The 20,282-nt window shown below is 69.9% G+C and carries 15 protein-coding genes, 1 pseudogene and 1 riboswitch; of the genes and pseudogenes, 8 read left to right on the forward strand and 8 right to left on the reverse strand.

The features are described from left to right. Window positions 1-172: 172 nt before the first annotated feature. On the forward strand, window positions 173-1,465 hold the full coding sequence (locus G3I71_RS40085) for an ATP-binding protein (RefSeq protein WP_239149634.1): 1,293 nt from the start codon (window positions 173-175) through the stop codon (window positions 1,463-1,465). Then, complete coding sequence (locus G3I71_RS40090; RefSeq protein WP_203732600.1) at window positions 1,462-2,277, forward strand: response regulator transcription factor; 816 nt, start codon at window positions 1,462-1,464, stop codon at window positions 2,275-2,277. The genes G3I71_RS40085 and G3I71_RS40090 overlap by 4 nt, the downstream gene beginning before the upstream one ends. Window positions 2,278-2,296: 19 nt before the next feature. Here G3I71_RS40090 and G3I71_RS40095 read toward each other — a convergent pair whose 3' ends face one another. Then, a complete protein-coding gene (locus G3I71_RS40095; RefSeq protein WP_164322974.1) occupies window positions 2,297-3,433 on the reverse strand; it encodes a C40 family peptidase in 1,137 nt (378 codons plus the stop codon). A 489-nt stretch (window positions 3,434-3,922) separates the two neighbouring features. Here G3I71_RS40095 and G3I71_RS40100 point away from each other — a divergent pair. The 3 genes and pseudogenes from G3I71_RS40100 to G3I71_RS40110 form a co-directional block, all read left to right on the forward strand. Continuing rightward, window positions 3,923-4,801 (forward strand): annotated as a pseudogene (locus G3I71_RS40100) (RNA-guided endonuclease InsQ/TnpB family protein); the annotation flags it as partial. Between the two features lie 2 nt (window positions 4,802-4,803). Beyond that, on the forward strand, window positions 4,804-5,187 hold the full coding sequence (locus G3I71_RS40105) for a hypothetical protein (protein WP_164323002.1): 384 nt from the start codon (window positions 4,804-4,806) through the stop codon (window positions 5,185-5,187). Window positions 5,188-5,537: 350 nt separating this feature from the next. Then, window positions 5,538-6,449: an aminoglycoside phosphotransferase family protein gene (locus G3I71_RS40110; protein ID WP_164322976.1), complete on the forward strand. Its 912-nt coding sequence runs from the start codon at window positions 5,538-5,540 to the stop codon at window positions 6,447-6,449. A 724-nt stretch (window positions 6,450-7,173) separates the two neighbouring features. On the opposite strand, the gene G3I71_RS40115 is transcribed toward G3I71_RS40110, so the two are convergent. From G3I71_RS40115 to G3I71_RS40125, 3 genes are read right to left on the reverse strand one after another with little or no spacing between them, the layout of a single operon-like run. Beyond that, on the reverse strand, window positions 7,174-7,692 hold the full coding sequence (locus G3I71_RS40115) for a hypothetical protein (protein ID WP_164322978.1): 519 nt from the start codon (window positions 7,690-7,692) through the stop codon (window positions 7,174-7,176). A 22-nt stretch (window positions 7,693-7,714) separates the two neighbouring features. Further along, complete coding sequence (locus G3I71_RS40120) at window positions 7,715-8,761, reverse strand: DUF5937 family protein (protein WP_164322980.1); 1,047 nt, start codon at window positions 8,759-8,761, stop codon at window positions 7,715-7,717. Window positions 8,762-8,785: 24 nt separating this feature from the next. Further along, window positions 8,786-9,976 carry an amidohydrolase gene (locus G3I71_RS40125; protein WP_164322982.1) on the reverse strand — a complete coding sequence of 397 codons (1,191 nt, stop codon included), beginning with the start codon at window positions 9,974-9,976 and terminating at the stop codon, window positions 8,786-8,788. 268 nt (window positions 9,977-10,244) lie between these two features. Here G3I71_RS40125 and G3I71_RS40130 point away from each other — a divergent pair, with 268 nt between their 5' ends. Continuing rightward, on the forward strand, window positions 10,245-10,757 hold the full coding sequence (locus G3I71_RS40130) for a hypothetical protein (protein WP_239149635.1): 513 nt from the start codon (window positions 10,245-10,247) through the stop codon (window positions 10,755-10,757). A gap of 292 nt (window positions 10,758-11,049) precedes the next feature. Here the strand turns inward: G3I71_RS40130 and G3I71_RS40135 are convergent, their stop codons facing one another. Continuing rightward, window positions 11,050-12,252: a C40 family peptidase gene (locus G3I71_RS40135; RefSeq protein WP_164322984.1), complete on the reverse strand. Its 1,203-nt coding sequence runs from the start codon at window positions 12,250-12,252 to the stop codon at window positions 11,050-11,052. Window positions 12,253-12,259: 7 nt separating this feature from the next. Continuing rightward, window positions 12,260-12,435, reverse strand: a riboswitch (cyclic di-AMP (ydaO/yuaA leader). Window positions 12,436-12,730: 295 nt separating this feature from the next. Between G3I71_RS40135 and pcrA the strand changes: the two genes are divergently transcribed. Then, the gene (gene pcrA, locus G3I71_RS40140; RefSeq protein WP_164322986.1) at window positions 12,731-15,283 is read left to right on the forward strand and encodes a DNA helicase PcrA; all 2,553 of its coding nucleotides are present in this window, start codon (window positions 12,731-12,733) and stop codon (window positions 15,281-15,283) included. 109 nt (window positions 15,284-15,392) lie between these two features. On the opposite strand, the gene G3I71_RS40145 is transcribed toward pcrA, so the two are convergent. Continuing rightward, window positions 15,393-16,949, reverse strand: coding sequence for a M23 family metallopeptidase (locus G3I71_RS40145; protein WP_343243219.1), 1,557 nt, complete (start codon window positions 16,947-16,949; stop codon window positions 15,393-15,395). A gap of 231 nt (window positions 16,950-17,180) precedes the next feature. Continuing rightward, window positions 17,181-18,083 (reverse strand): triacylglycerol lipase, encoded by a 903-nt coding sequence (locus G3I71_RS40150; protein WP_164322988.1) that lies wholly within the window; start codon window positions 18,081-18,083, stop codon window positions 17,181-17,183. 401 nt (window positions 18,084-18,484) lie between these two features. Here G3I71_RS40150 and G3I71_RS40155 point away from each other — a divergent pair, with 401 nt between their 5' ends. Beyond that, the gene (locus G3I71_RS40155; protein WP_164322990.1) at window positions 18,485-18,829 is read left to right on the forward strand and encodes a cobalamin-dependent protein; all 345 of its coding nucleotides are present in this window, start codon (window positions 18,485-18,487) and stop codon (window positions 18,827-18,829) included. A gap of 20 nt (window positions 18,830-18,849) precedes the next feature. Here G3I71_RS40155 and G3I71_RS40160 read toward each other — a convergent pair. Continuing rightward, a partial coding sequence (locus G3I71_RS40160; RefSeq protein ID WP_164322992.1) for a DUF5691 domain-containing protein occupies window positions 18,850-20,282 on the reverse strand: 1,433 nt, incomplete at its 5' end.

Consider the following 20,282-nt stretch of genomic DNA (forward strand, 5'->3'; position numbering starts at 1 on the left):
TGGTGGCGCTTGAGACGGCCCGGCGGCAGCCGGAATGACCCTGGGCGAACCCTGATATCGGCCCTGAGAGGGGGCGGGGGAAACGTTCGACGGCAGGCGGGCTCGAAGATCAGGGGCGTCTCGGGGGCCGACCCTGATGCCCGGGTCCGCCGAGCGTGTGAATATCGATGGCATGCCGGAAGCCGCAGCGTTGCCACTCGTCGAACCGCGGCCCCCGCGCAAGCTCTACCGCAGCAGCGACGGACGCTGGCTCGGAGGCGTGGCGCGAGGGCTCGCAGGGCACCTCGGGCTGCCCGTGATCTGGCTGCGCCTCATGTTCGTCGGCCTGTTCATGGCGGACGGACTCGGTGCGCTGCTCTATGCGGCCTTCTGGTTCTTCGTCCCGCTCGGTGTCGGCGGCGTCGAGGCCCAGCGGCCCCCGTCCCTCGTCAGCACCGAGACCTCGCCCGACGGCCGCCGCAGACTCGTCGCCCGCAAGCCGGACAAGGGGCAGATCGTCGCCCTGCTCCTCATGGTCGTCGTGGCCATGGTCTTCGTCGGCAATGTGAATCTCGGCGGAGGCGCCAAGGCCTATCTGTTCCCGACCGTGCTCGTCGCCGCCGGCGTCGCCCTGGTCTGGCGCCAGGCGGACAACGCGCGGCGGGCCCGCTGGATGGAGGTCGGCAGCCGTCGGCGAACACTCACCCTCGTCCGGGCCGCGGCGGGCGTCATGCTGGTCACGGCGGGCGTGTCCGGCGTCTTCGTCCTGCAGGGCTCCGCCGCGCACCTCGGCTCGGTCCTGCAGGCAGCGCTCGCGGTGCTGGTCGGGACAGCGCTGCTCGCCGGTCCGTATCTCGTCCGGATGACCCAGGACCTCTCCGAGGAGCGCCTGATGCGCATTCGCGCCCAGGAGCGTGCGGAGGTCGCCGCTCATGTGCACGACTCGGTGCTGCACACCCTGACCCTGATCCAGCGCAACGCGGAGAGCGCGAACGAGGTGCGCCGCCTAGCCCGCGCCCAGGAGCGCGAGCTGCGCAACTGGCTCTACAAACCGGAGGGCACCGGAAAGGAAGAGGACGACGAACCCGGCACCCTCGCCGAGGCGGTGCGGCGCAGCGCTGCCGAGGTCGAGGACAAACACGGCGTCCCCATAGAGGTGGTGGTCGTCGGTGACTGCCCGCTCGACGACAGAACCGGCGCACAGATGCAGGCCGCGAGGGAAGCGATGGTGAACGCCGCCAAGTACGGTGGCGAAGGCGGCGCGGTGCAGGTCTACGCCGAGGTCGAGGGCAGGACGGTCTTCGTGTCCGTCCGGGACCGCGGACCCGGCTTCGACCTCGACTCCATACCCGCCGACCGCATGGGCGTCAGAGAATCGATCATCGGCCGCATGGAGCGCCACGGCGGTACGGCGCGACTGCGCGCGGTACCGAGCGGCGGCACGGAGGTCGAGCTGGAGATGGAGAGGGCGGAGAGCACGTCATGAGCGAGGCGCACGGGGACAACAGGCAGACCGGGTCGGCCGGTTCGGCGGAGTCGGGCGAACCGACAGCACCTGCCGAGCCGACGGCGGCTGCCGTGGCCGGACAGGCCGGCGAGTCCGCCGCCGTCGGCGGCGGCAGTGGTGACGCGGGCGGGCGGCGGGTGCGCGTGGTGCTCGTCGACGACCACCGTATGTTCCGTACGGGTGTTCAGGCCGAGATCGGGGAGACCGAGCGGACCGGCGTCGAGGTGATCGGCGAGGCCGCCGACGTCGACCAGGCGGTCACCGTCATCACCGCCACCCGGCCCGAGGTGGTCCTCCTCGACGTCCATCTGCCGGGCGGTGGCGGTGTCGAAGTCCTGCGCCGCTGCGCCCCGTTGATGGCCGACGCGACCCAGCCGGTGCGTTTCCTGGCGCTGTCCGTCTCGGATGCCGCGGAGGACGTCATCGGCGTGATCCGCGGCGGCGCGCGGGGATACGTCACCAAGACGATCACCGGCACGGACCTCGTCGACTCGATCTTCCGTGTCCAGGACGGCGACGCGGTGTTCTCGCCGCGCCTCGCCGGGTTCGTCCTTGACGCGTTCGCGTCCACGGACGCCCCGCCGGTGGACGAGGACCTCGACCGCCTCACCCAGCGCGAGCGAGAGGTACTGCGGCTGATCGCCAGGGGCTACGCGTACAAGGAGATCGCCAAGCAGCTCTTCATCTCCGTGAAGACGGTGGAGTCGCATGTGTCGGCAGTGCTCAGGAAGCTCCAGTTGTCGAACCGGCACGAGCTGACGCGGTGGGCCACGGCACGGCGTCTCGTCTAGGCCAGGGCCAGGCACTGCCTCACACCACCCTCGTGGCTCCCGCGAACGGCATCTCGCCCAGAGGCGCCACCCGTACCGGTGCCGACGGGTTCGGGGCGTGGATCATCTGGCCGTGGCCCACGTAGATGCCCACATGACTGATGCCCGAGTAGAAGAACACCAGGTCGCCGGGGAGGAGTTCGGACTGTGAGACACGCTGGCCGGCGTTGATCTGGGCGTAGGTGGTGCGGGGCAGGGAGAGGCCCGCGGAGCGGTACGCGGCCTGGATGAGGCCCGAGCAGTCGAAGGCGTCCGGCCCGGTGGCGCCCCAGACGTAGGGGCTGCCGAGCTTCTGGTAGGCGTAGGAGACAGCCGCCGCCGCACGAGAGTTGGGCGCCTGGGCCACTCCGGAAGTCCCGGAGGCCCCGGAAGCGCCGGACGCCCCAGCCGCTCCAGTTGTCCCCAGCGCCCCCAGACCCTCCCGGGCACCCCCCGACGACCGTGAGGCATGCTCCGCGCCCCAGCCTCCGCTGCCACTGTCACCCTCCGCCATGAGCCGGGCGCGTTCCTCCGTGGTGAGGCGGGACAGCAGTCGGCGGGCCTCACCCAGCTTTCCCGTCACGGTCTTCTTGTGGCGGTTCAGCTCGGCCTGGCGGGCCTTGAGGGAGGTCAGTTCGACATGGGCGGCCCCGCGCAGCTGCTCGATCTCCCGCAGCTGCTCGCGTACCCGGGTCACGTTCGACGCCTGTCTGCTGCCCGCCCGTTCGGCGAACGCGGCGCCGTCCAGATAGCCGCCCGGGTCCTCGGAGAGGGCGAGTTGCAGCGCGGGGTCGAGCCCGCCGGAGCGGTACTGTGCCGCGGCCATCGAACCCAGCGCTTCCCGCGCCGAGTTGAGCCGCTCCTCCTTGCGTGCCGCCTCGTCCCGCAGGGTTCCCAGCCGTCGCTCCGCCCGCTCGGCTTTCTCCTTCGAGCCGTTGTACTTCTCGGTGGCGACCTCCGCCTCCTCGTACAGCTTGTGCACCTTGGCCTCTACCTGCGCGGAGGTCAGCTGTGGTTCGGCGTACCCGATGCCGTCGAAGCCGGTCGCCGTCGCCGCGCCCGCGAGGGCGATCGTCGCGGCGGTGCGGGCCGTATGGCCGTTGAGCGAGCGCTGTCGGGGCTTGCGGTGCGCTGCCACCGGGGTGTCACGTCCTTTCGTACGGCCGCCGTTGCGACTACCGCCGGGGGACTGCCTGGGAAGCGGACCCAGGAGGGCGGTTGCGCGTCCGGCGACGGCTCGCACAGGGGGAGCGGTCCGCCGCCGGACTTTCTCGGCGGTGGTGTCCGACTGCCGCCCCTGGCCCGGGCGGCGGTGGGGAGCCGGGCACCTGGTGGAGGACGCTAAACCTGAGTGGGGCGTGGGGGTAACGCCATGTACGGAACTGGCCTGAGCCGATCACCGGGTGACCGCATGCGACCGTGATCCAGTTCCGGCGCCGCCGACTTCACGCAGACGGCTGACCGATGCGGAGGTTCACGGGACACGTGGGGGTGACCCGGTGCTATGGGGTGCATATATGTGAGGTCTCAGGGCGCCGCGCGTACGCCTCGCGAACGTCTTGCACCCGGCCCGGTGTCGTACGGCGCGGGCGCCGCTGACTAGGCTCCGGGCTCATCAGATCTCCTTAGCCGGAAGAAGTCGCGGAAGTCCGCCGAGTACACCACCAGCGGCTTCCGTTTCCGTGACGGCAGGCTGACGCTCGCGAAGATGGCCGATCCGCTGGACATCGTGTGGTCGCGTCCCCTCCCCGAGGGTGCGGCACCGTCCACCGTGACCGTGTCCCAGGATGCGGCAGGGCGCTGGTTCGTCTCGATGCTGTGCGACGACAGGCCGACCATGTCCGCGCCGGTGAACACGGCCGTGGGTATCGACGCCGGAATCACCAGCCTGGTGACCCTCTCCACCGGGGAGAAGATCGCCAACCCGAAGTTCGAGCGTAAGGACCGCGTCCGGCTCGCCAGGGCTCAGCGCGACCTTGCCCGTAAGGCCAAGGGGGATGGGACCAACCGGGCCAAGGCCCGGCGCAAGGCCGCCAGGGTCCATGCCCGGATCTCCGACCGGCGCCGGGATTTCCTGCACAAGTTGACCACCCGACTCGTTCGTGAGAACCAAACGATCGTGATCGAGGACCTGACCGTACGCAACATGGTCAGGAATCACTCGCTCGCCCGAGCCGTCTCGGACGCGAGCTGGACCGAGATGCGGTCCATGCTGGAGTACAAGGCAGGCTGGTACGGGCGTGAGGTGATCGCCGTGGACCGGTGGTTCCCCTCGTCCAAGTTGTGTTCCCACTGCGGCACCTTGCGAGGCAGGATGCCGCTGAACGTCCGTACCTGGACGTGCGACAACTGCGGGACGGCCCACGACCGGGACGTAAACGCGGCGAAGAACATTCTGGCCGAGGGGCTCTCGGTGTCTGTCTGTGGAGCCGGTGTAAGACCTCAACGGAGCACTCCGGGCGGGCAGTCGGCGATGAAGCAGAAAATCCCACGGCGCGAGCCGTAGGAATCCCCCTCCTTCAGGAGGGGGAGGATGTCAAGGACGTACTCATCCATCTCTTCGTCGGCCTGCACATCATCGGCATCGCCTCGCTCCTGGGCGGATTTCTCACCCAGCTCAAGGCGATGGGGCAGGCCACGGCCCGCTTCGTGCCCGCGATGCTGCACGGCGCGTTCACCATGCTGGTCACCGGTGTCGCCCTGGTGGGCCTCAACCAGGCCGACGGCCAGCCGGTCGACAACGTCAAGATCGGCGTGAAGCTGGCCCTGCCGATCGTGATCCTCGGCCTCGTCTACGTGAAGCGGGACGACGAGACCGTGGGCAAGAGGCTGTTCGGCCTGATGGGCTTGTTCACCACAGCGAACATCTTCATCGCCGTGCTCTGGACCTGACCCGACCGGACCGGATCTTGCGTCCGCTGTGGTGTAGGTTGCGGCTCAATTTGTCGGTCGGCGGGAACGTGACCTGGTGTTTTGGCGTGCTGTCCAGGCATCTTGTCGAGGATTCGTCCGACAGATCTGTCGGTTTCCTCAGGCCGTGGTGCGGTGTTGGGGTTCGCGCCGGGCGGCTCGGTAGCCCTGAAGGTGCAGTAGGTGCAGTAGGTGCGGCGTTTGGCGGGGCAGCGGCTGGGGTGCATTGCTTCGAGCCGCTTGGACCAGGGGACGGACAGTTCCCGGACTGAGTTCTGGACGATCGGAAATCGCTTGTGGTGATCCGATGGGGCGTCGTACGGTCGCGTCCGATGAACGAGACGCCCAAGGTTTTGCCGTTGCCGGACCGGAAACCAGTCGACGCCGCGGTGGCGGGCAGGTTGATCGCCGCGCAGTTCCCGCAGTGGTCCGACCTTGAGGTTCGGCCGGTCGATGCACAGGGTTGGGACAACTGCACCTTTCGCCTCGGTGACGAGATGCTGGTGCGGCTACCGACTGCCGAGGAGTACGCGCTGGCGGTGGAGAAGGAGCACCGGTGGCTGCCGGTGCTCGCACCCGCGTTGCCGTTGGAGGTCCCGGTTCCGCTGGCCAGAGGCGTGCCCGATGAGAGTTTTCCGCACAACTGGTCGGTCTATCGGTGGATCGGTGGCGTGCCTGCGGCCCGTGCCGTCATCGAGGACGAGACGGCGTCCGCCATCCACCTCGCGAAGTTTCTCGTGTCTCTGCAGCGGATCGACCCGACAGGCGGACCGGGCCCGGGACTGCACAACTGGTTCCGAGGCGGACCACTGACGACCTACGACGGGTGGGCCCGGGCAGCCCTGGAGACCTTGGACGGCCTGATCCGGACCGAGGCCGCCGAGGAGATCTGGGAACGGGCGTTGCGAGCCTCGTGGGATGGTAGGCCAGCCTGGTTCCACGGTGACATGGCCTCGGGGAACCTTCTGGTGAAGGACGGTGCGCTCGCAGCCGTCATCGACTTCGGCACCTGCGGAGTCGGAGACCCGGCCTGCGATCTGTCGATCGCCTGGACGATGCTGACCGGCAAGAGCCGGGCCGCGTTCCGTGATCGGCTAGGGACAGACGAGGCGACCTGGGAGCGTGGCCAAGGCTGGGCGCTCTGGAAAGCCCTGGTCGTCTGCGCCGGAGCGGTTCGCGATGGCGACGGCCTCCCGGCGGATGCGTCGTTCGTTCTGGAGGAGATCGTCCGAACGGCAAGTTGATGACAAGGCATTTGGGCAACGACACCTCTATTCGGAACTTGCTGTGCTGTAGGCGCGCAATTGGAATGTCCTGTTCCGTGGCGGCGAACTGGGCTTTTCCCGCTGTCTCGTTTGGAGGACACGGCACTTCTGTCTCACGATCTTGTCCCTTGTAGGCCGCTGCCAATCCATGCGTCTTGTGGACCACCTCGCGCCGGTCGAAACTCGTCGTCTTCGGCCGACCGACCCCTGGGGATCCGGCTGCCGCTGCTCTTACAAAGTCATCGTCGGACAGTAGGGCGAAGGGTGAGGCCGTGGGGCCGGAAGAGCGGGAGGAACTTTTCGAGCGGGCGAAGGACCTTGCCGCGAACCCCAAGACCGCGGGGGACGCGGGTCGACTGTGGCCCACGATGATCACGGTGTACAAACTCGTGATCGAAGCCGCCGATGTGATCGACAGGCGCGATGAGCGGCACTTGGCCCGCGCCCTGTGGGGGTATTCCTCGCTGTTGTCGCGTGTGGGCACAGGCCGCGACCCAGGTCGGCGAGGTGCCCGTGTAGACGACGGCCTCGCCGCCGGTTCTGGCCTGCTCGGGGGCGTGGTAGCCAGGCGTGGAGACGATCGCGCCGGGCTCGGTCAGCGCTGTGACACCCGGCGACTGGGCGATGCCGAAGTCGAGATCGTTTCCCAGAATCGTGCCGCCAGGCGGCAGGTTCGTACGCGTCCGGCGGTCACCTCGATGCTCTACGCCTCGTCAACGACCACGAACCGGGCCGGCCCCACACTCACCTCCGCGAGCTCGACGCGCACCCCATCAATGTCCTGGTGGGCCGGTCGCGCTTGGAGCAATGCGGTCAGGGCCAGGCGCAGGCCGTCCTCGTCGCCCACGGGGTGTGTCCGCATCAGGCTCCATGGTCTGTGGTCCTGGGCGAGGACGAACTGCACGTCCCACCGGCTGCGGACGATCGCGATGGGGTCGACGACCGTGCAGCGGAAGGTCACCGTGACGGGGAAGTCCCAGTCACTGCCGGACGCCGTCACCTCCCAGCGGGCGGACACACGCCTGTCGGGGCGGACATCGACCAGGGTCAGGGCGGTGCACCGCGCGGGATCGGCCGTCTCGGTCGTGTACGCCCCGTCGACGACGTGCACGAGAACCTGACCGGGCCCGGCGATCAGCGGATGGCGCCGCTCGCGCCAGGCGCTCAACCGCCACCGGGGCCGCAGCTCGCGGTGGCGGACGATCGGGTAACGGCCTGTCATGCGGACCACCTCCTTGCCTTGCTCAGTACTGCAGGGCCGTTGCCGCGTCCTGTCCGATGCGTTCGACGGCGGTGAGGTCGAGCCCGTAGTGCACATAGCGGCCGTGGCGCTCCACCTGGACGAGTCCCAGGTCGCGCAGGGTGCGCAGATGCCGCGCGACCTGCGGGCGGGTCATCGACAGCCGGTCCGCCAGGTCGGCGGTGGTCATCGCCTGGCGTGCGATGAGGCGGCACAGGCGTATCCGACGCGGATCGGTGAGTGCCAGCATGCGGCTGCGCGCCAGGGTGACGCCGATCTGAGGGGCGTCGATGGGAAAGTGCACGACGGGGGGCAGTCCGGGCTCGTCCTTCACCAGCAGGTGCGGGGCGCCGTACCAGGTGGGGATCAGCAGCAGCGGCGTACGGGCGGGGCTGACCACCGCGTGGTGCACCTTGTCGAGGACGACCCTGGCGGGGCTGTCCAGGCGGGCGCTGGACGGGCTGAGCGAGAGGAGGGCCGCCTCGGGTCCCTCGTCCGCGAGCCGTCGGCGCATCTGGTGTGCGGCCCGGGACAGGACGGGCTCGGTGTGCGTCCACAGCTCGTCGAAGTAGACGCGGCGGCACAGGTCGAGGAAGCCGAGGAGGTCGGCGCGTAGGGCCTGCGGGTCGCGCAGCAGGTCCGCGGCGAGGGCGGAGTGCGGATCCGGCAGCGCGGACGCGGCCTGGCGCAGCGCACGCGCCTGTGTCCGGTCGTGGAGCACCCTGCCGAAGCGGTAGGCGCGGTAGCCGCTGACGCAGGTGTACGCGATGAGCTCGGCGAACCGGTCCACCGCGAGCTCCGCCGGCGGCGTGGGAAGCCCTGGATAGAATCCGCGCCAGCGCAGCGGCGTCCACAGCGGGGCGAACCGTCCAAGGCCGGTCCGGAAGGCGGCCGGTGCGGCGGTGCTGGTCCGCTCGGCCCAGTCGGCGTGCTCGGTGTGGTGGGCGTGTCCGGTCAGCACGTGCAGGCTGGCGGCCAGCTCGGCGAGTGGGGACACGGTGACCGTGAACCGGTCGCAGGCGGCGCCTTCCAGGACTATGACGACCGACATGAGCGGGAGTGTACGGCGGTCTCCTCACACCGGCACCCCCTCGAATTCGGCCCGCGCGGCGACGAGTACCTCCGGCTTGGTGAGCAGTGCGGCGACCACCTCGGCGAGCCCTGTCGCCGCAGCCTGTGTGCGGTCGTGGGCCAGGGGCGTCGCCGCGGCCTCTCGCATCCGGTCGGAGTGGGCGGGTGTACCGGTGTCGGCGATCTGGACGTAGGGGTGGATGACCGGCATCAGCTGCGAGAGGTTGCCGATGTCGGAGGACCCGGCGGGGCTGTCGGGGTCGTAGGGCCCTATGTCCACGCCGAGCGTCCGTACCGCGTCGGCGAACCGCTCCGCGAGAACGGCGTTGTTGCGCCGCTCCGCGTACAGGGGCCCGGTCTCGGAGACCTCTACCTGGGTCTGCGTGGCGAGCGCGGCCCCCGCCGCGGCGGCCCGCACCCGTTTCACCAGGGCCTCGGCCGACGCGGCCGTACGGTCCCGGACGTACAGATCGACCGCGGCCTGTGCGGGGACCACGTTGGGCGCCTGACCGCCGTCGACGACGATGCCGTGCAGCCGGGCACTCGGCGGCACGAACTGCCGCATCGCATCAAGGGCGTTGAGGAACAGATGGGCGCCGGCCAGCGCGCTGCGCCCCTGCCACGGCGAGACCGATGCGTGCGCGCTCACCCCGGTGAACGCGACCCGCAGGTGCGCCGCCGCGAGCCCGGGCCGGCCGGTCAGCCAACGGTCCCCCGGATGGAACATCACCGCCGCGTCCACCCCGTCGAAGACCCCCGCATCGGCCAGCCGCACCTTGCCCGCGCCGCCCATCTCCTCACCCGGGGTGCCGATCACGGCGACCGTGCCCGGATGCGCGGGCAGCGCCCGTACGACGGCCAGGGCCGCCGCCGCCCCGCCGGCCGCGATGAGGTTGTGACCGCAGCCGTGGCCGACACCGGGCAGCGCGTCGTACTCCGCGAGCACGGCGACGCAGGGCCCCGGGCGCCTGCCCGCGTGCAGGGCCACGAAGGCGGTGTCGAGGCCGCCCGCGGGAGCGGTCACCGTGAAGCCCGCCTCGGCGAGCCAGCGGGTCAGCACCTGCCGGGCGTGGAACTCGGCGAACTTCAGCTCGGGACGCGCGTGGATGGACAGGCTGACGGCGTCCATGCGGGGCCGCAGCACGGCCAGTTCCGCGGACAACGCTTTCACCGAGGACGCTTTCAACGACGACATGGGAACTCCCCTCGTACGACGCACGCAGTGACGTGCTGTCAGGCACGAGATGAGACTGCGGCCGGGCAAGCACGAGTGGTCGCCGATTACCGCGTCCCAGGCAACCCTCGCCGACCGGACGAACAGCTGGGTACCTATGGAAACGGTGCAGCCGAGCCGTGCGACACCACGATCGTCGCGATCGGCGGCGGGGGCACGGTTCGCGGTGGTCAAAACCGGGAGGGGATCCGATGAGGCGTACGGAAGCGGCCAGGCAGTTGGGGGATTCGTGCGGGAGCACCGCACCGATGGCGCGCGACGCCTGCGACAGGCGGGCAGTTGGCTGGGAGTCGGGGCGGCGGGCACAGCCTTCGGGGTGCCGGTGGCGATCGCCTCGGTGGGCACCACCAAGGGGGCCCGCAGGCGGCGGGGCTGCTGCTCGGGGGCCGGCCTGGCGGGGTGGGGGCTGGGGATCTGGCGCCTGGTGCAGGCGTTCCGCACCCGGGAGCAGTGCTTCGACATCCATGAGCGGGGGTTCACCCACCGGGTGGCGGGCACCGCCACCGTGATCCCCTGGAAGGACGTCACGCAGGTGAGCACCACCAGCGGTGACGACCGGCCGCTCGCCGACGCTCGCGGCATGGGCTCCACGTGCGAGAACCGGCTGCGCAGCGGACGCCGGATCCGTGTCGACACCTTCACCGAGGACATCCAGGGGCTGGCGACGGTCGTCCACCGCGCGGTTCACCTCGGACAGTTCCCCCAAGGCCGGGGAGTGTCCAACCACCCGCGGATCTACTGAACAAGGTTAGACGTCAAGTGGGCAGGACGACGATCGCGCACGGGGTCATCGAGCAGCCGGCCGGTGGCGCGATGCCGTCAGCCGTGCCGGACGAACAGCTCGTCGCGATGCCGGTCGACCGGGCCCGCAGCGAGTGCCTGCAGCTGACCGGTTGCATAGGACGAGACCGGGATCAGCACAACGACGAGAGAACGATCAGACAGGAGTTCGTCTCACCGCACTGTCCCTTGGGCCGGACAAAGGCCATCGTCAACAGGAAAGGGACAACCCGAATGCGAACCTACACTGTGCGTCAGGCCGGGCGCACCACGCTGTGGATCGTCGACTCGCCGTCGTAGAAGATCGATTCCTCCCGGACGTACGCACCCGGCTTCGGGGCGTGGATCATCATGCCGTTGCCGATGTACAGGCCGACGTGGCTGACGTCCTCGTAGAAGAAGACCAGGTCACCGGGTTGGATGCCGGAGAGGGGGACCGTCGTGCCCGCGTTCACCTGGTCGTAGGTGGTGCGCGGGAGGGTGACTCCGGCGGCCCTCCACGTGGCCTGGGTCAGGCTTGAGCAGTCGTATGAGTCCGGACCGGTTGCTCCCCAGACGTACGGCTTGCCGACCTGTGCGCGTGCGAAGGTCAGAGCCTTCTCGGCCTTGGTGGCGTACGAGGAGTCGGGGACCGTCGTCGACGTGTCCGAGGCGGTGCTGCCCGTCGACTGCTGCGCTGCTGCTGCCGCCGCTTCCCGTTGGCGTTGCTGCTCTGCCGCCTGTTGCTGCTCGGCGAGTTCCTGCGCCTGGCGGTGGGCCTTCGCCTGCTTCTCCCGTTCGATCGCCGCGAGCCGAAGCTTCTCCTCCGCGGTGAGACGGGAGAGCAGCCGGCGGGCCTGCACGAGCTTCGTCTGGACGGCGGTCTTGGTCGTCTGCAGCTGGTCCTGGGACTCCGTGAGCGATTCGAGGCTCGCGGCGGCCTCCTGGCGCTTGCGCGTCGTCTCGGCCTGCTGCGTGGTGTAGTCGTCGACGGCGTCCTTCTGGCGGGTGGTCAGGCGATCCATCAGCTGGTTCTGGTCGAAGTAGTCCTGCGGGTCGTCCGCGAGCAGAAACGTCGTCGTCGTGTCGGGAGTGACGGATCCGGTGCGGTACTGGGCGGCGGCGATTGAACCCAGTTCCTCGCGCGCGTCGTTGAGTCTCCGGGTGCGCCGGGCCACGTCGTCCGTCAGGGCGTCGACGCGCCCCTGCTGCTTGGAGGTCTTCTCCTTGGCACCGTTGTACTTGTCGGTGGCCGTCTCGGCCTGGCGGTACAGGTCGCCGATCTTCGCCTCGACCTCCTCCAGGCTCGGCTCGTCGTCGGAGGAGGGCGCCGGGGGTGTTGCGGGCGCCTGGGGCGCGGCGTTGGCGGTCTGGGACAGCAGGGCGACGGAGGTCAGGGCCGTCGTGGCGAAGGCGGGGGTCCGTATGCCTGCTACGCGCGTTCCCGTAGGACGCGACTTGCGGTGCGACGACGCCAAGGGAGGCGACTCCTTCCACGTTCCGCCTACCGGGTTAGCTGTCGGGTTCGGGCGGGTAATTCGGAAGGGTTGCCCTACGGTCCTTGCCCTGGACGGCAGTCGGACCGATTCACCCCAAGTTCTCGGTGGGTCCCCGGCTCCTGCCGCACAGGGCGGCACGATCGGACTCGGCGGAGGCCGCACGGCCCGGCGATGTTCGCCGGTGGGGGTCGAGCGGCCTTACGGCACGCTAACCAACAGGTGTGGCTCCTGTGAAGGTTGATGACCGCTATGCCCGATACGTATTTGTGACCTCGGTCCTAAACATGGTTCTTTGCGATTGACCGGAAATGTTCTGTGGCGGTAGCTGGCAAGTTGTGTCGTATGACCCGTTTCGGGCCAGCTGTCCTGGCAGGCCCGGTCATCCGGTGCGGATACCGGGGGGATGTTTTCGGGGTGGGGGCGGGCTGTCAGTGGGGAGGCCTAGACTCGGAGAGCGATGAGCAGCCTCTTTGACGACAGCTTCCTGGCGGACCTCCAGGGCCCTCGGGCCCGCGAGGAGGAACCCCCGCCGCCGCCCGAGGACGAGCATGTGCCGGAGCCCGTTCCGGACGACCTGTTCGGCGGGAAGTTCGACGCGCCACCGGACCGGGACGCGTACTACCGCGACGGCGCCCCACGCCCGGTGGTGGACCCGGCCGCGCTCCTGGACGGGCTGAACGAGAACCAGCGCGCGGCCGTCGTGCACGCCGACACCCCTCTGCTCATCGTGGCGGGCGCCGGCTCCGGCAAGACGCGTGTGCTCACGCACCGCATCGCGTATCTGCTCGGCGAGCGGGGCGTCCACCCCGGCCAGATCCTCGCGATCACCTTCACCAACAAGGCCGCCGGCGAGATGAAGGAGCGCGTCGAGAACCTCGTCGGCCCGCGCGCGAACGCGATGTGGGTGATGACGTTCCACAGCGCGTGCGTGCGGATTCTCCGGCGGGAGAGCAAGAGACTCGGCTTCACCTCCTCCTTCTCCATCTACGACGCCGCCGACAGCAAGCGGCTGATGGCGCTCGTCTGCCGCGATCTGGATCTGGACCCCAAACGTTTCCCGCCCAAGTCCTTCACCGCGAAGATCTCCAACCTGAAGAACGAGCTGATCGACGAGGAGGACTTCGCCGCCCAGGCGAGCGACGGTTTCGAGAAGACCCTCGCCCAGGCGTACGCGATGTACCAGTCGCGGCTGCGTGAGGCCAACGCGCTCGACTTCGACGACCTGATCATGACGACGGTCAACCTGTTGCGCGCCTTCCCGGACGTCGCCGAGCACTACCGCCGCCGCTTCCGGCACGTCCTCGTCGACGAGTACCAGGACACCAACCACGCCCAGTACGCGCTCGTACGGGAACTCGTCGGCACCGCCGAGCACACCGGCGACGACGCCGACGTACCGCCGGGCGAGCATGACCTGCCGCCCGCCGAGCTGTGCGTGGTGGGTGACGCCGACCAGTCGATCTACGCCTTCCGGGGCGCGACGATCCGCAACATCCTCCAGTTCGAGGAGGACTACGCGGACGCGACGACGATCATGCTCGAACAGAACTACCGCTCCACGCAGACGATCCTGAGCGCCGCCAACGCGGTCATCGAGCGCAACGAGTCCCGCCGCCCCAAGAACCTGTGGACCAACGCGGGCGCGGGTGCCCGCATCACCGGCTATGTCGCGGACACGGAGCACGACGAGGCGCAGTTCGTCGCCGAGGAGATAGACCGGCTGACGGACGCGGGCGACGCGAAGGCGGGTGACGTCGCCGTCTTCTACCGGACGAACGCCCAGTCGCGTGTCTTCGAGGAGATCTTCATCCGCGTAGGCCTGCCCTACAAGGTCGTCGGCGGCGTCCGCTTCTACGAGCGTAAGGAGGTCCGGGACGTCCTGGCCTACCTGCGTGTTCTCGCCAACCCGGAGGACTCGGTGCCGCTGCGCCGCATCCTCAACGTCCCCAAGCGCGGCATCGGCGACCGCGCGGAGGCGATGATCGACGCGCTGTCCCAGCGCGAGAAGATCAGCTTCGCGCAGGCGCTGAAGCGCGTGGACGAGGCGTACGGAATGGCCTCGCGGTCGACCAACGCCGTCAAGCGGTTCAACACGCTGATGGAGGACCTGCGGACGATCGTGGAGTCGGGCGCGGGCCCGGCCACCGTCCTGGAAGCGGTCCTCGAACGCACGGGCTACCTCGCCGAGTTGCAGGCGTCGACCGACCCGCAGGACGAGACCCGGATCGAGAACCTCCAGGAACTCGCCGCGGTCGCCCTGGAGTTCGAGCAGGAATCAGTGGTGGCAGCGGAAGCGGGCGAGGCCGACCAGCCCGCGGACGGTGAGCCGCCGGCCCCCGCCGGGCTCGCCGCGTTCCTGGAGCGGGTCGCCCTGGTCGCCGACTCGGACCAGATCCCCGACGAGGACGACGACGGCTCCGGCGTCATCACCCTGATGACCCTGCACACTGCCAAGGGCCTTGAGTTTCCCGTGGTGTTCCTGACCGGCATGGAGGACGGCGTCTTCCCGCACATGCGTGCCCTCGGCCAGGCCAAGGAACTGGAGGAGGAGCGGCGGCTCGCGTACGTCGGCATCACACGCGCGCGTGAACGGCTGTACCTGACGCGGTCATCGCTGCGCAGTGCGTGGGGGCAGCCGTCGTACAACCCGCCCTCGCGTTTCCTGGAGGAGATCCCGGCGGCCCATCTGGAGTGGAAGCGCACGGGCGCGATGGCTCCGGCGACGTCCTCGGGCCCGGCCTCCGGGGTGTCGTCGTCGTTTTCGTCGTTGGCGTCCTCTCGCTCGCGCTCCGCGGCCTCGGGCGCGTCCGGTTTCGCCACACGTCGGGGCGGTGTCGAGAAGCCGGTCGTCGCGCTGGCGGTGGGGGACAGGGTCACGCACGACCAGTTCGGGCTGGGCACCGTGGTGGGTGTCAACGGCACGGGCTCGAACGCCGAGGCGACGGTCGACTTCGGCGAGGACAAGCCCAAGCGGCTGCTGCTGCGGTACGCGCCGGTGGAGAAGCTTTAGGCGCTCCGCTCGGGCGCGGGTTATTCGCCTGCGGGCCGGTGGGGGCTTGTCGCGCAGTTCCCCGCGCCCCTGAGTGCCCCTATCGGGGCATCAGGGGCGCGGCGGCCGGTTACGTCGGGTCGAGGCCGTGGCTGCGCAGCCACGGGAGCGGGTCGATCGCCGAGCCACCGGCGGGCCGTACCTCGAAGTGCAGGTGCGGGCCGGTCGAGTTGCCGGAGTTCCCGGAGTAAGCGATGGGATCGCCGGCCTTGACCGTCGTACCGGACGGGACCTGGTAGGTGGAGAGGTGGCAGTACCACGTCTCCGTTCCGTCCTTGTCGGTCAGGATCATCATGTTGCCGTAGGCGCTGTTCCACTGCGTCCGTACGGTGCCGTCGGTCGCGGCCATCACCGTCGTGCCGTACGAGACGGGGAAGTCGATCCCGGTGTGTACGGACATCCAGTTGATGCCGGCCTGGCCGAAGTAGGCGCTGAGTCCTCGCTGTTCGACCGGGAGGGCGTACTTCGGGCGCAGCCGCTCCTTGCGGGCGGCTTCCGCCGCCGCTGCCTTCTTGTCGGCGAGCTGCTGGGCCTTGAGGTCGATACGTTCCTGCGTCCGGCTGGCCCGGTCGGCGAAGTCGTCGGCGCCCGCGGAGAGACTCTCCAGCTGGGAGTCCAGCTTGTTGTTCGCGGTGGACGGCTTCACGGCGACACCGTCCGCCGCCGACGTCGTCGTGTTCTGCTCGCTGTCACCGTTCATCCCGCCCACGGAGGCGGCGGCGATACCCGCGACCCCCATCACGCAGGCGGACGGAACGGCGATGGTCAGCAGGGCGGAACGTTTGGCCGGGGTACGACGCCGGGACCGGCCCGCGTTGCGCGCCGCCGTGCGGGACGCCGCGCGCCCGGCTCCGGGCACCGAGCCCGGGGCGAGCTCTTCCTGGCCGTCGAGCAACGGGGCCTCGGCGGGCAGACCGCCGTCGGTGAAGGGGTCCGACTCGTCGTGGGCCAGGGCGTGCCGGTCGTAGTCCGGTGCGTCCGCCAAGTCCGTGATCTGCTCGAACATCGCGGTGGCCTGCTGGTCGTACTCCTGCTCATGCGCCTGGTCGTACTCGGTGGACGGGGCGGACGTGCTGTCCGGGCCGCTGTCCGAGTTCCACTGGGTGGCGTCGTACACACCGGAGTCGAAGGCCTGCGTGCCCCATTCCCAGTGCTGGGTCTGGTCGGCCGGGCCGGCCTGCTCCGGCTGGAGCCAGGCGTTCGCATCCCACTGGCCGCTGGTGTCGCCGCCCGGAGGCGGCGTCTGCGCGGGGATCCCGGCGAGCTGCTCGTAGCCGGGCGCCCAAGTGGTGGTGTCGTAAACCCCGGTGTCGTAGGCGGCGTGGTGCTGGGCCGCGTACGGATCGTAGTTCAGGGTCTGGTGACTACCCGTGGACCACTGGGAGTTGTCGTACGAACCGGTGGTGTCCTCGCCCGGCATGTTGCCGAAGAGCGGGTCGGTTTCGAAATTACCGGTACCGGTACCCGTGCCCATCCGCGCGTCGAAACCGTTGGCGAAGGTGGGGTCGTGCGTGGTGAAGCCACCGAAAGGGACTTCCTGTGTGCCGTACGACGCGTAATGGGCCGTCGCGGCATCGGAAGCCGGAGCCGGGGTGGTCATGGTCCCCGACGGGTGACGTTCGTTCACCAACTTCTCTTTCGCCTCGACAGCAGGGGCTGGCAGAGCAGTGCGGCGACTGTACCCGGCGGTACGCGGGCGCGACAATCTTCCGCAGGTTTCGTGCCTGCGGGAAACGGGCAATCGGCCGTGTTTCGGGGGACTGCGGGCACGGGTTTGGCCTGGCGTTCGAGGATTGTTCGAATCTTGATGGCTGTTCGGCGGTCCTGAGCTGCCTGTGGGTGGCCTTCGGGACAGGGTTCACGCCACGGTCAGTCCGCCGGCTCGGACCTGGTCGGTCTGCGCCACGGCGGTGAGGGAGTGGTCGCTCTCGTCCAGGGCCTGTCGTATCCCGGTCGCGACGGCGGGGTGCACGGGCAGGGCGAGGTGGCCGATGCCGGTGACCTGCACGTTCTGCGCCAACAGGTCCGGGTGGTCGACGCAGGCCGTCTCCGGCGGGTCCATCACGTGGTCCAGATCGCTCCAGAAGCTGACGAAGCGGGTACGGCAGTCCGGCGCGGGCAGGCGCAGTTCCTCGATGACCTCCGAGCCGGGGCGCATCTGGCGGACGATCGGGTGCGCGTCGGCCAGCGGGACGACCCGGGTGCCGGAGTGCGGGGTGCCGAGGGTGACGAGCGTCCGGACGCGGAGGTCACCGCCGAGGCGCTGCACGTAGTAGCGCGCGATCAGGCCGCCCAGGCTGTGCCCGACGATGTCCACCCGCGGCTGGCCCGTGCGCCTGCATATCTCCTCTATGTGCCGGCCGAGCAGCTCGGCCGCGGTGCGGATGTCGCAGGTCAGCGGGGAGTAGTTGAGCGACTCGATCTGCTGTCGGCCGTGCTGGGCGAGGGACCGGCGCAGCAGGACGAAGACGGAGCGGTTGTCGATGAAGCCGTGGAGGAGGACGACCGGGGGCTTCGGTTCCGTCGGCAGGCGGGTGGGGGAGGCGGCGGCGGTACGGGCTCCGGGGGGTGCGGAGGGGTCGGTGGCCGTGGGCCGGCGTTCCTGGACGATGCCCGACGGATAGAGGAGCAGATGTCCCGCCAGGATCGCGATCTCCAGGGCGGTCGCCTTGAGCAGCGCGACGGAGAGCCCCGTCAGGCTGCTCGGCAGGACGCGCCGGCAGAGCGGAAGCAGGGGCAGTGCTGCCCGGATGACCTTCATGGCCGACCTCCTGTCGGCACACGGGAGGACTTCTCTGTCCTCCATGTGCCCTCGTGGGGGGTCGCGACGAGGGCGGTCGGTGGTGGCGTCGGCGGTGGTGCACGAGTGGGGCGTGCGGCGTGTGTGACGCCAAGGGGTGGCGAAGCTCCTTGCCGGACGGCGACGAAGCTCCCCGCTGTCGTGCCCTTACTGCCCTTCGTGCCATCTCCGACGCACCGCACCCCCACGGCGCGCGGCTCGCGGCGCGGTGGTGCGACGACCTCGATGCGACTCCCCTCGCGCCGGTCCCACCGGTGCGCGGTGAACGTGTCCCGTCATGTGATTTCCCCCTCGGAATCCGTCGCGAAACTGCCGGTTGCGGGATGCTTGACATAACGTTCGTTCACTTCATGGAGGCAGCGATGGGTGTGGCAGCCGGTCCGATCCGCGTGGTGGTGGCGAAGCCTGGGGTCGACGGTCACGACCGCGAAGCCGAGGTGATCGCGCGGGCGCTGCGGGATGCCGGTATGGAGGTCATTTACACCGGCCTCCACCAGACCCCCGAGCAGATCGTCGGCACCGCGATCCAGGAGGACGCCGACGCGATCGGACTCTCCGTCCTTTCCGGCGCCCGCAACACGCTCTTCGCGGCCGTGATCGACCTCCTTCGGGAGCACGACGCGGCGGACATCAAGGTGTTCGGCGGTGCGCCCGAGGCGATCACGGCTTCGGTTGTGGAGTGGGCGCGGGGGACTGTGCGGGGGTGAGGGGGTGTTCGAGTAGTCCCTCAGTCCTTCAGCTCCCCAGTTCTTCCGCTCCCCAGTTCGTCCGCCATCGCCGCGCGCAGGCGCAACGTGCCCACGAGGCGTTGGAAGGCCTCCGCCCAGTAGCTTCCGGCGCCCGGTGACGCGTCCTCCCCTTCGTCGGGTACCGCCAGCAGGCCGTCGAGACGGCCGGCCTCGGAGGGGTCAAGGCAGCGTTCCGCGAGCCCCATCACTCCGCTGAAGCTCCATGGGTAACTCCCGGCGTCCCGCGCGATATTGAGCGCGTCGACCACCGCCCGCCCGAGCGGCGGAGCCCACGGCACCGCGCACACCCCGAGCAGCTGGAAGGCCTCGGACAGCCCGTGTGTCGCGATGAACCCCGCCACCCACTCGGCCCGTTCGGCGGAGTCCAGCGTGGCGAGCAGCTTCGCCCGCTCCGCCAGGGACACCGCCCCGGGCCCGCCGGCCTCGGGTGTAGAGGGCGTGCCGAGGAGCGCCCGGGACCAGTCGGCGTTCCGCTGCCGCACCGCCGCCCGGCACCATGCGGCGCGCAGCTCGCCCTGCCAGTCGTCGGCCACCGACAGCGCCACGATCTCCTCCGGCGTACGGCCGCCGAGCCGCCCGGACCACGAGCCGAGGGGGGCCGCCTCCACCAACTGGCCGAGCCACCAGGACCGTTCACCGCGCCCCGCCGGGGCCTTGGCCACGACGCCGTCGCGCTCCATGCCCGCGTCGCATTCGTGCGGCGCCTCGACGATGAGCGAGGGCTCGCCCCTCGTAGCGCCGCCGTCGCCGTCGGCGGTGTTCATGTGGTCGAGCGCCACACATGCTCCCGCGCGGACCGCCATCCGTGCGGCGAGTGCCGAATCCGGCAGCGCGGACAGCAACTCCGCCGCTGTCGCACGGACGTTGCGACTGCGGTCTGCCAACGCCCGCTCCAGGAACGGCTCGTCCTCGGCGTGCAGTCCCGCGCGGAGCGAGTCGAGGAACATCAGCCGGTCCTCGGCACGCTCCGTCGGCCAGGTCGTCTCCAGCAACTCCCGGGCGGCTGCGGGCTCCCGCGCGCGTATCGCCGCGAGGAGGGAGACGCGCTCGGCGAACAGGCCCTCTTGCCAAAGCAGTTGGATCCGTTCCGTCTCCTCTGCCCCGGGCAGGGCCGTGCCTCCGCCCGGGGTCGAGCGCAGGGCGAACCGCCAGTCCGGGTTCAGCCGGGCGAGCCACAGCGCGCGCGGGCCTGCGAACGCCAGCGCCGCCGGACGCAGATCCGTACGCCCCCTGGCAGCGTCGAGCAGCGCGGGCAGGGCCTGTGAAGGGGCCGCGAAACCGTGCGTGTTCGCCGCCGTGAGCCACTGGGGCAGCAGCTCCATCAGATCCGGCGCGGTGCCCCGGCGACCGCCGCCGGGGGTGCCGGGCCGGTCGGCCAGCAGGAGCGACAGCCGGCGGGCCGCCGCGGGGG

Source organism: Streptomyces sp. SID12501, from assembly GCF_010550245.1.
Lineage (GTDB): Bacteria > Actinomycetota > Actinomycetes > Streptomycetales > Streptomycetaceae > Streptomyces.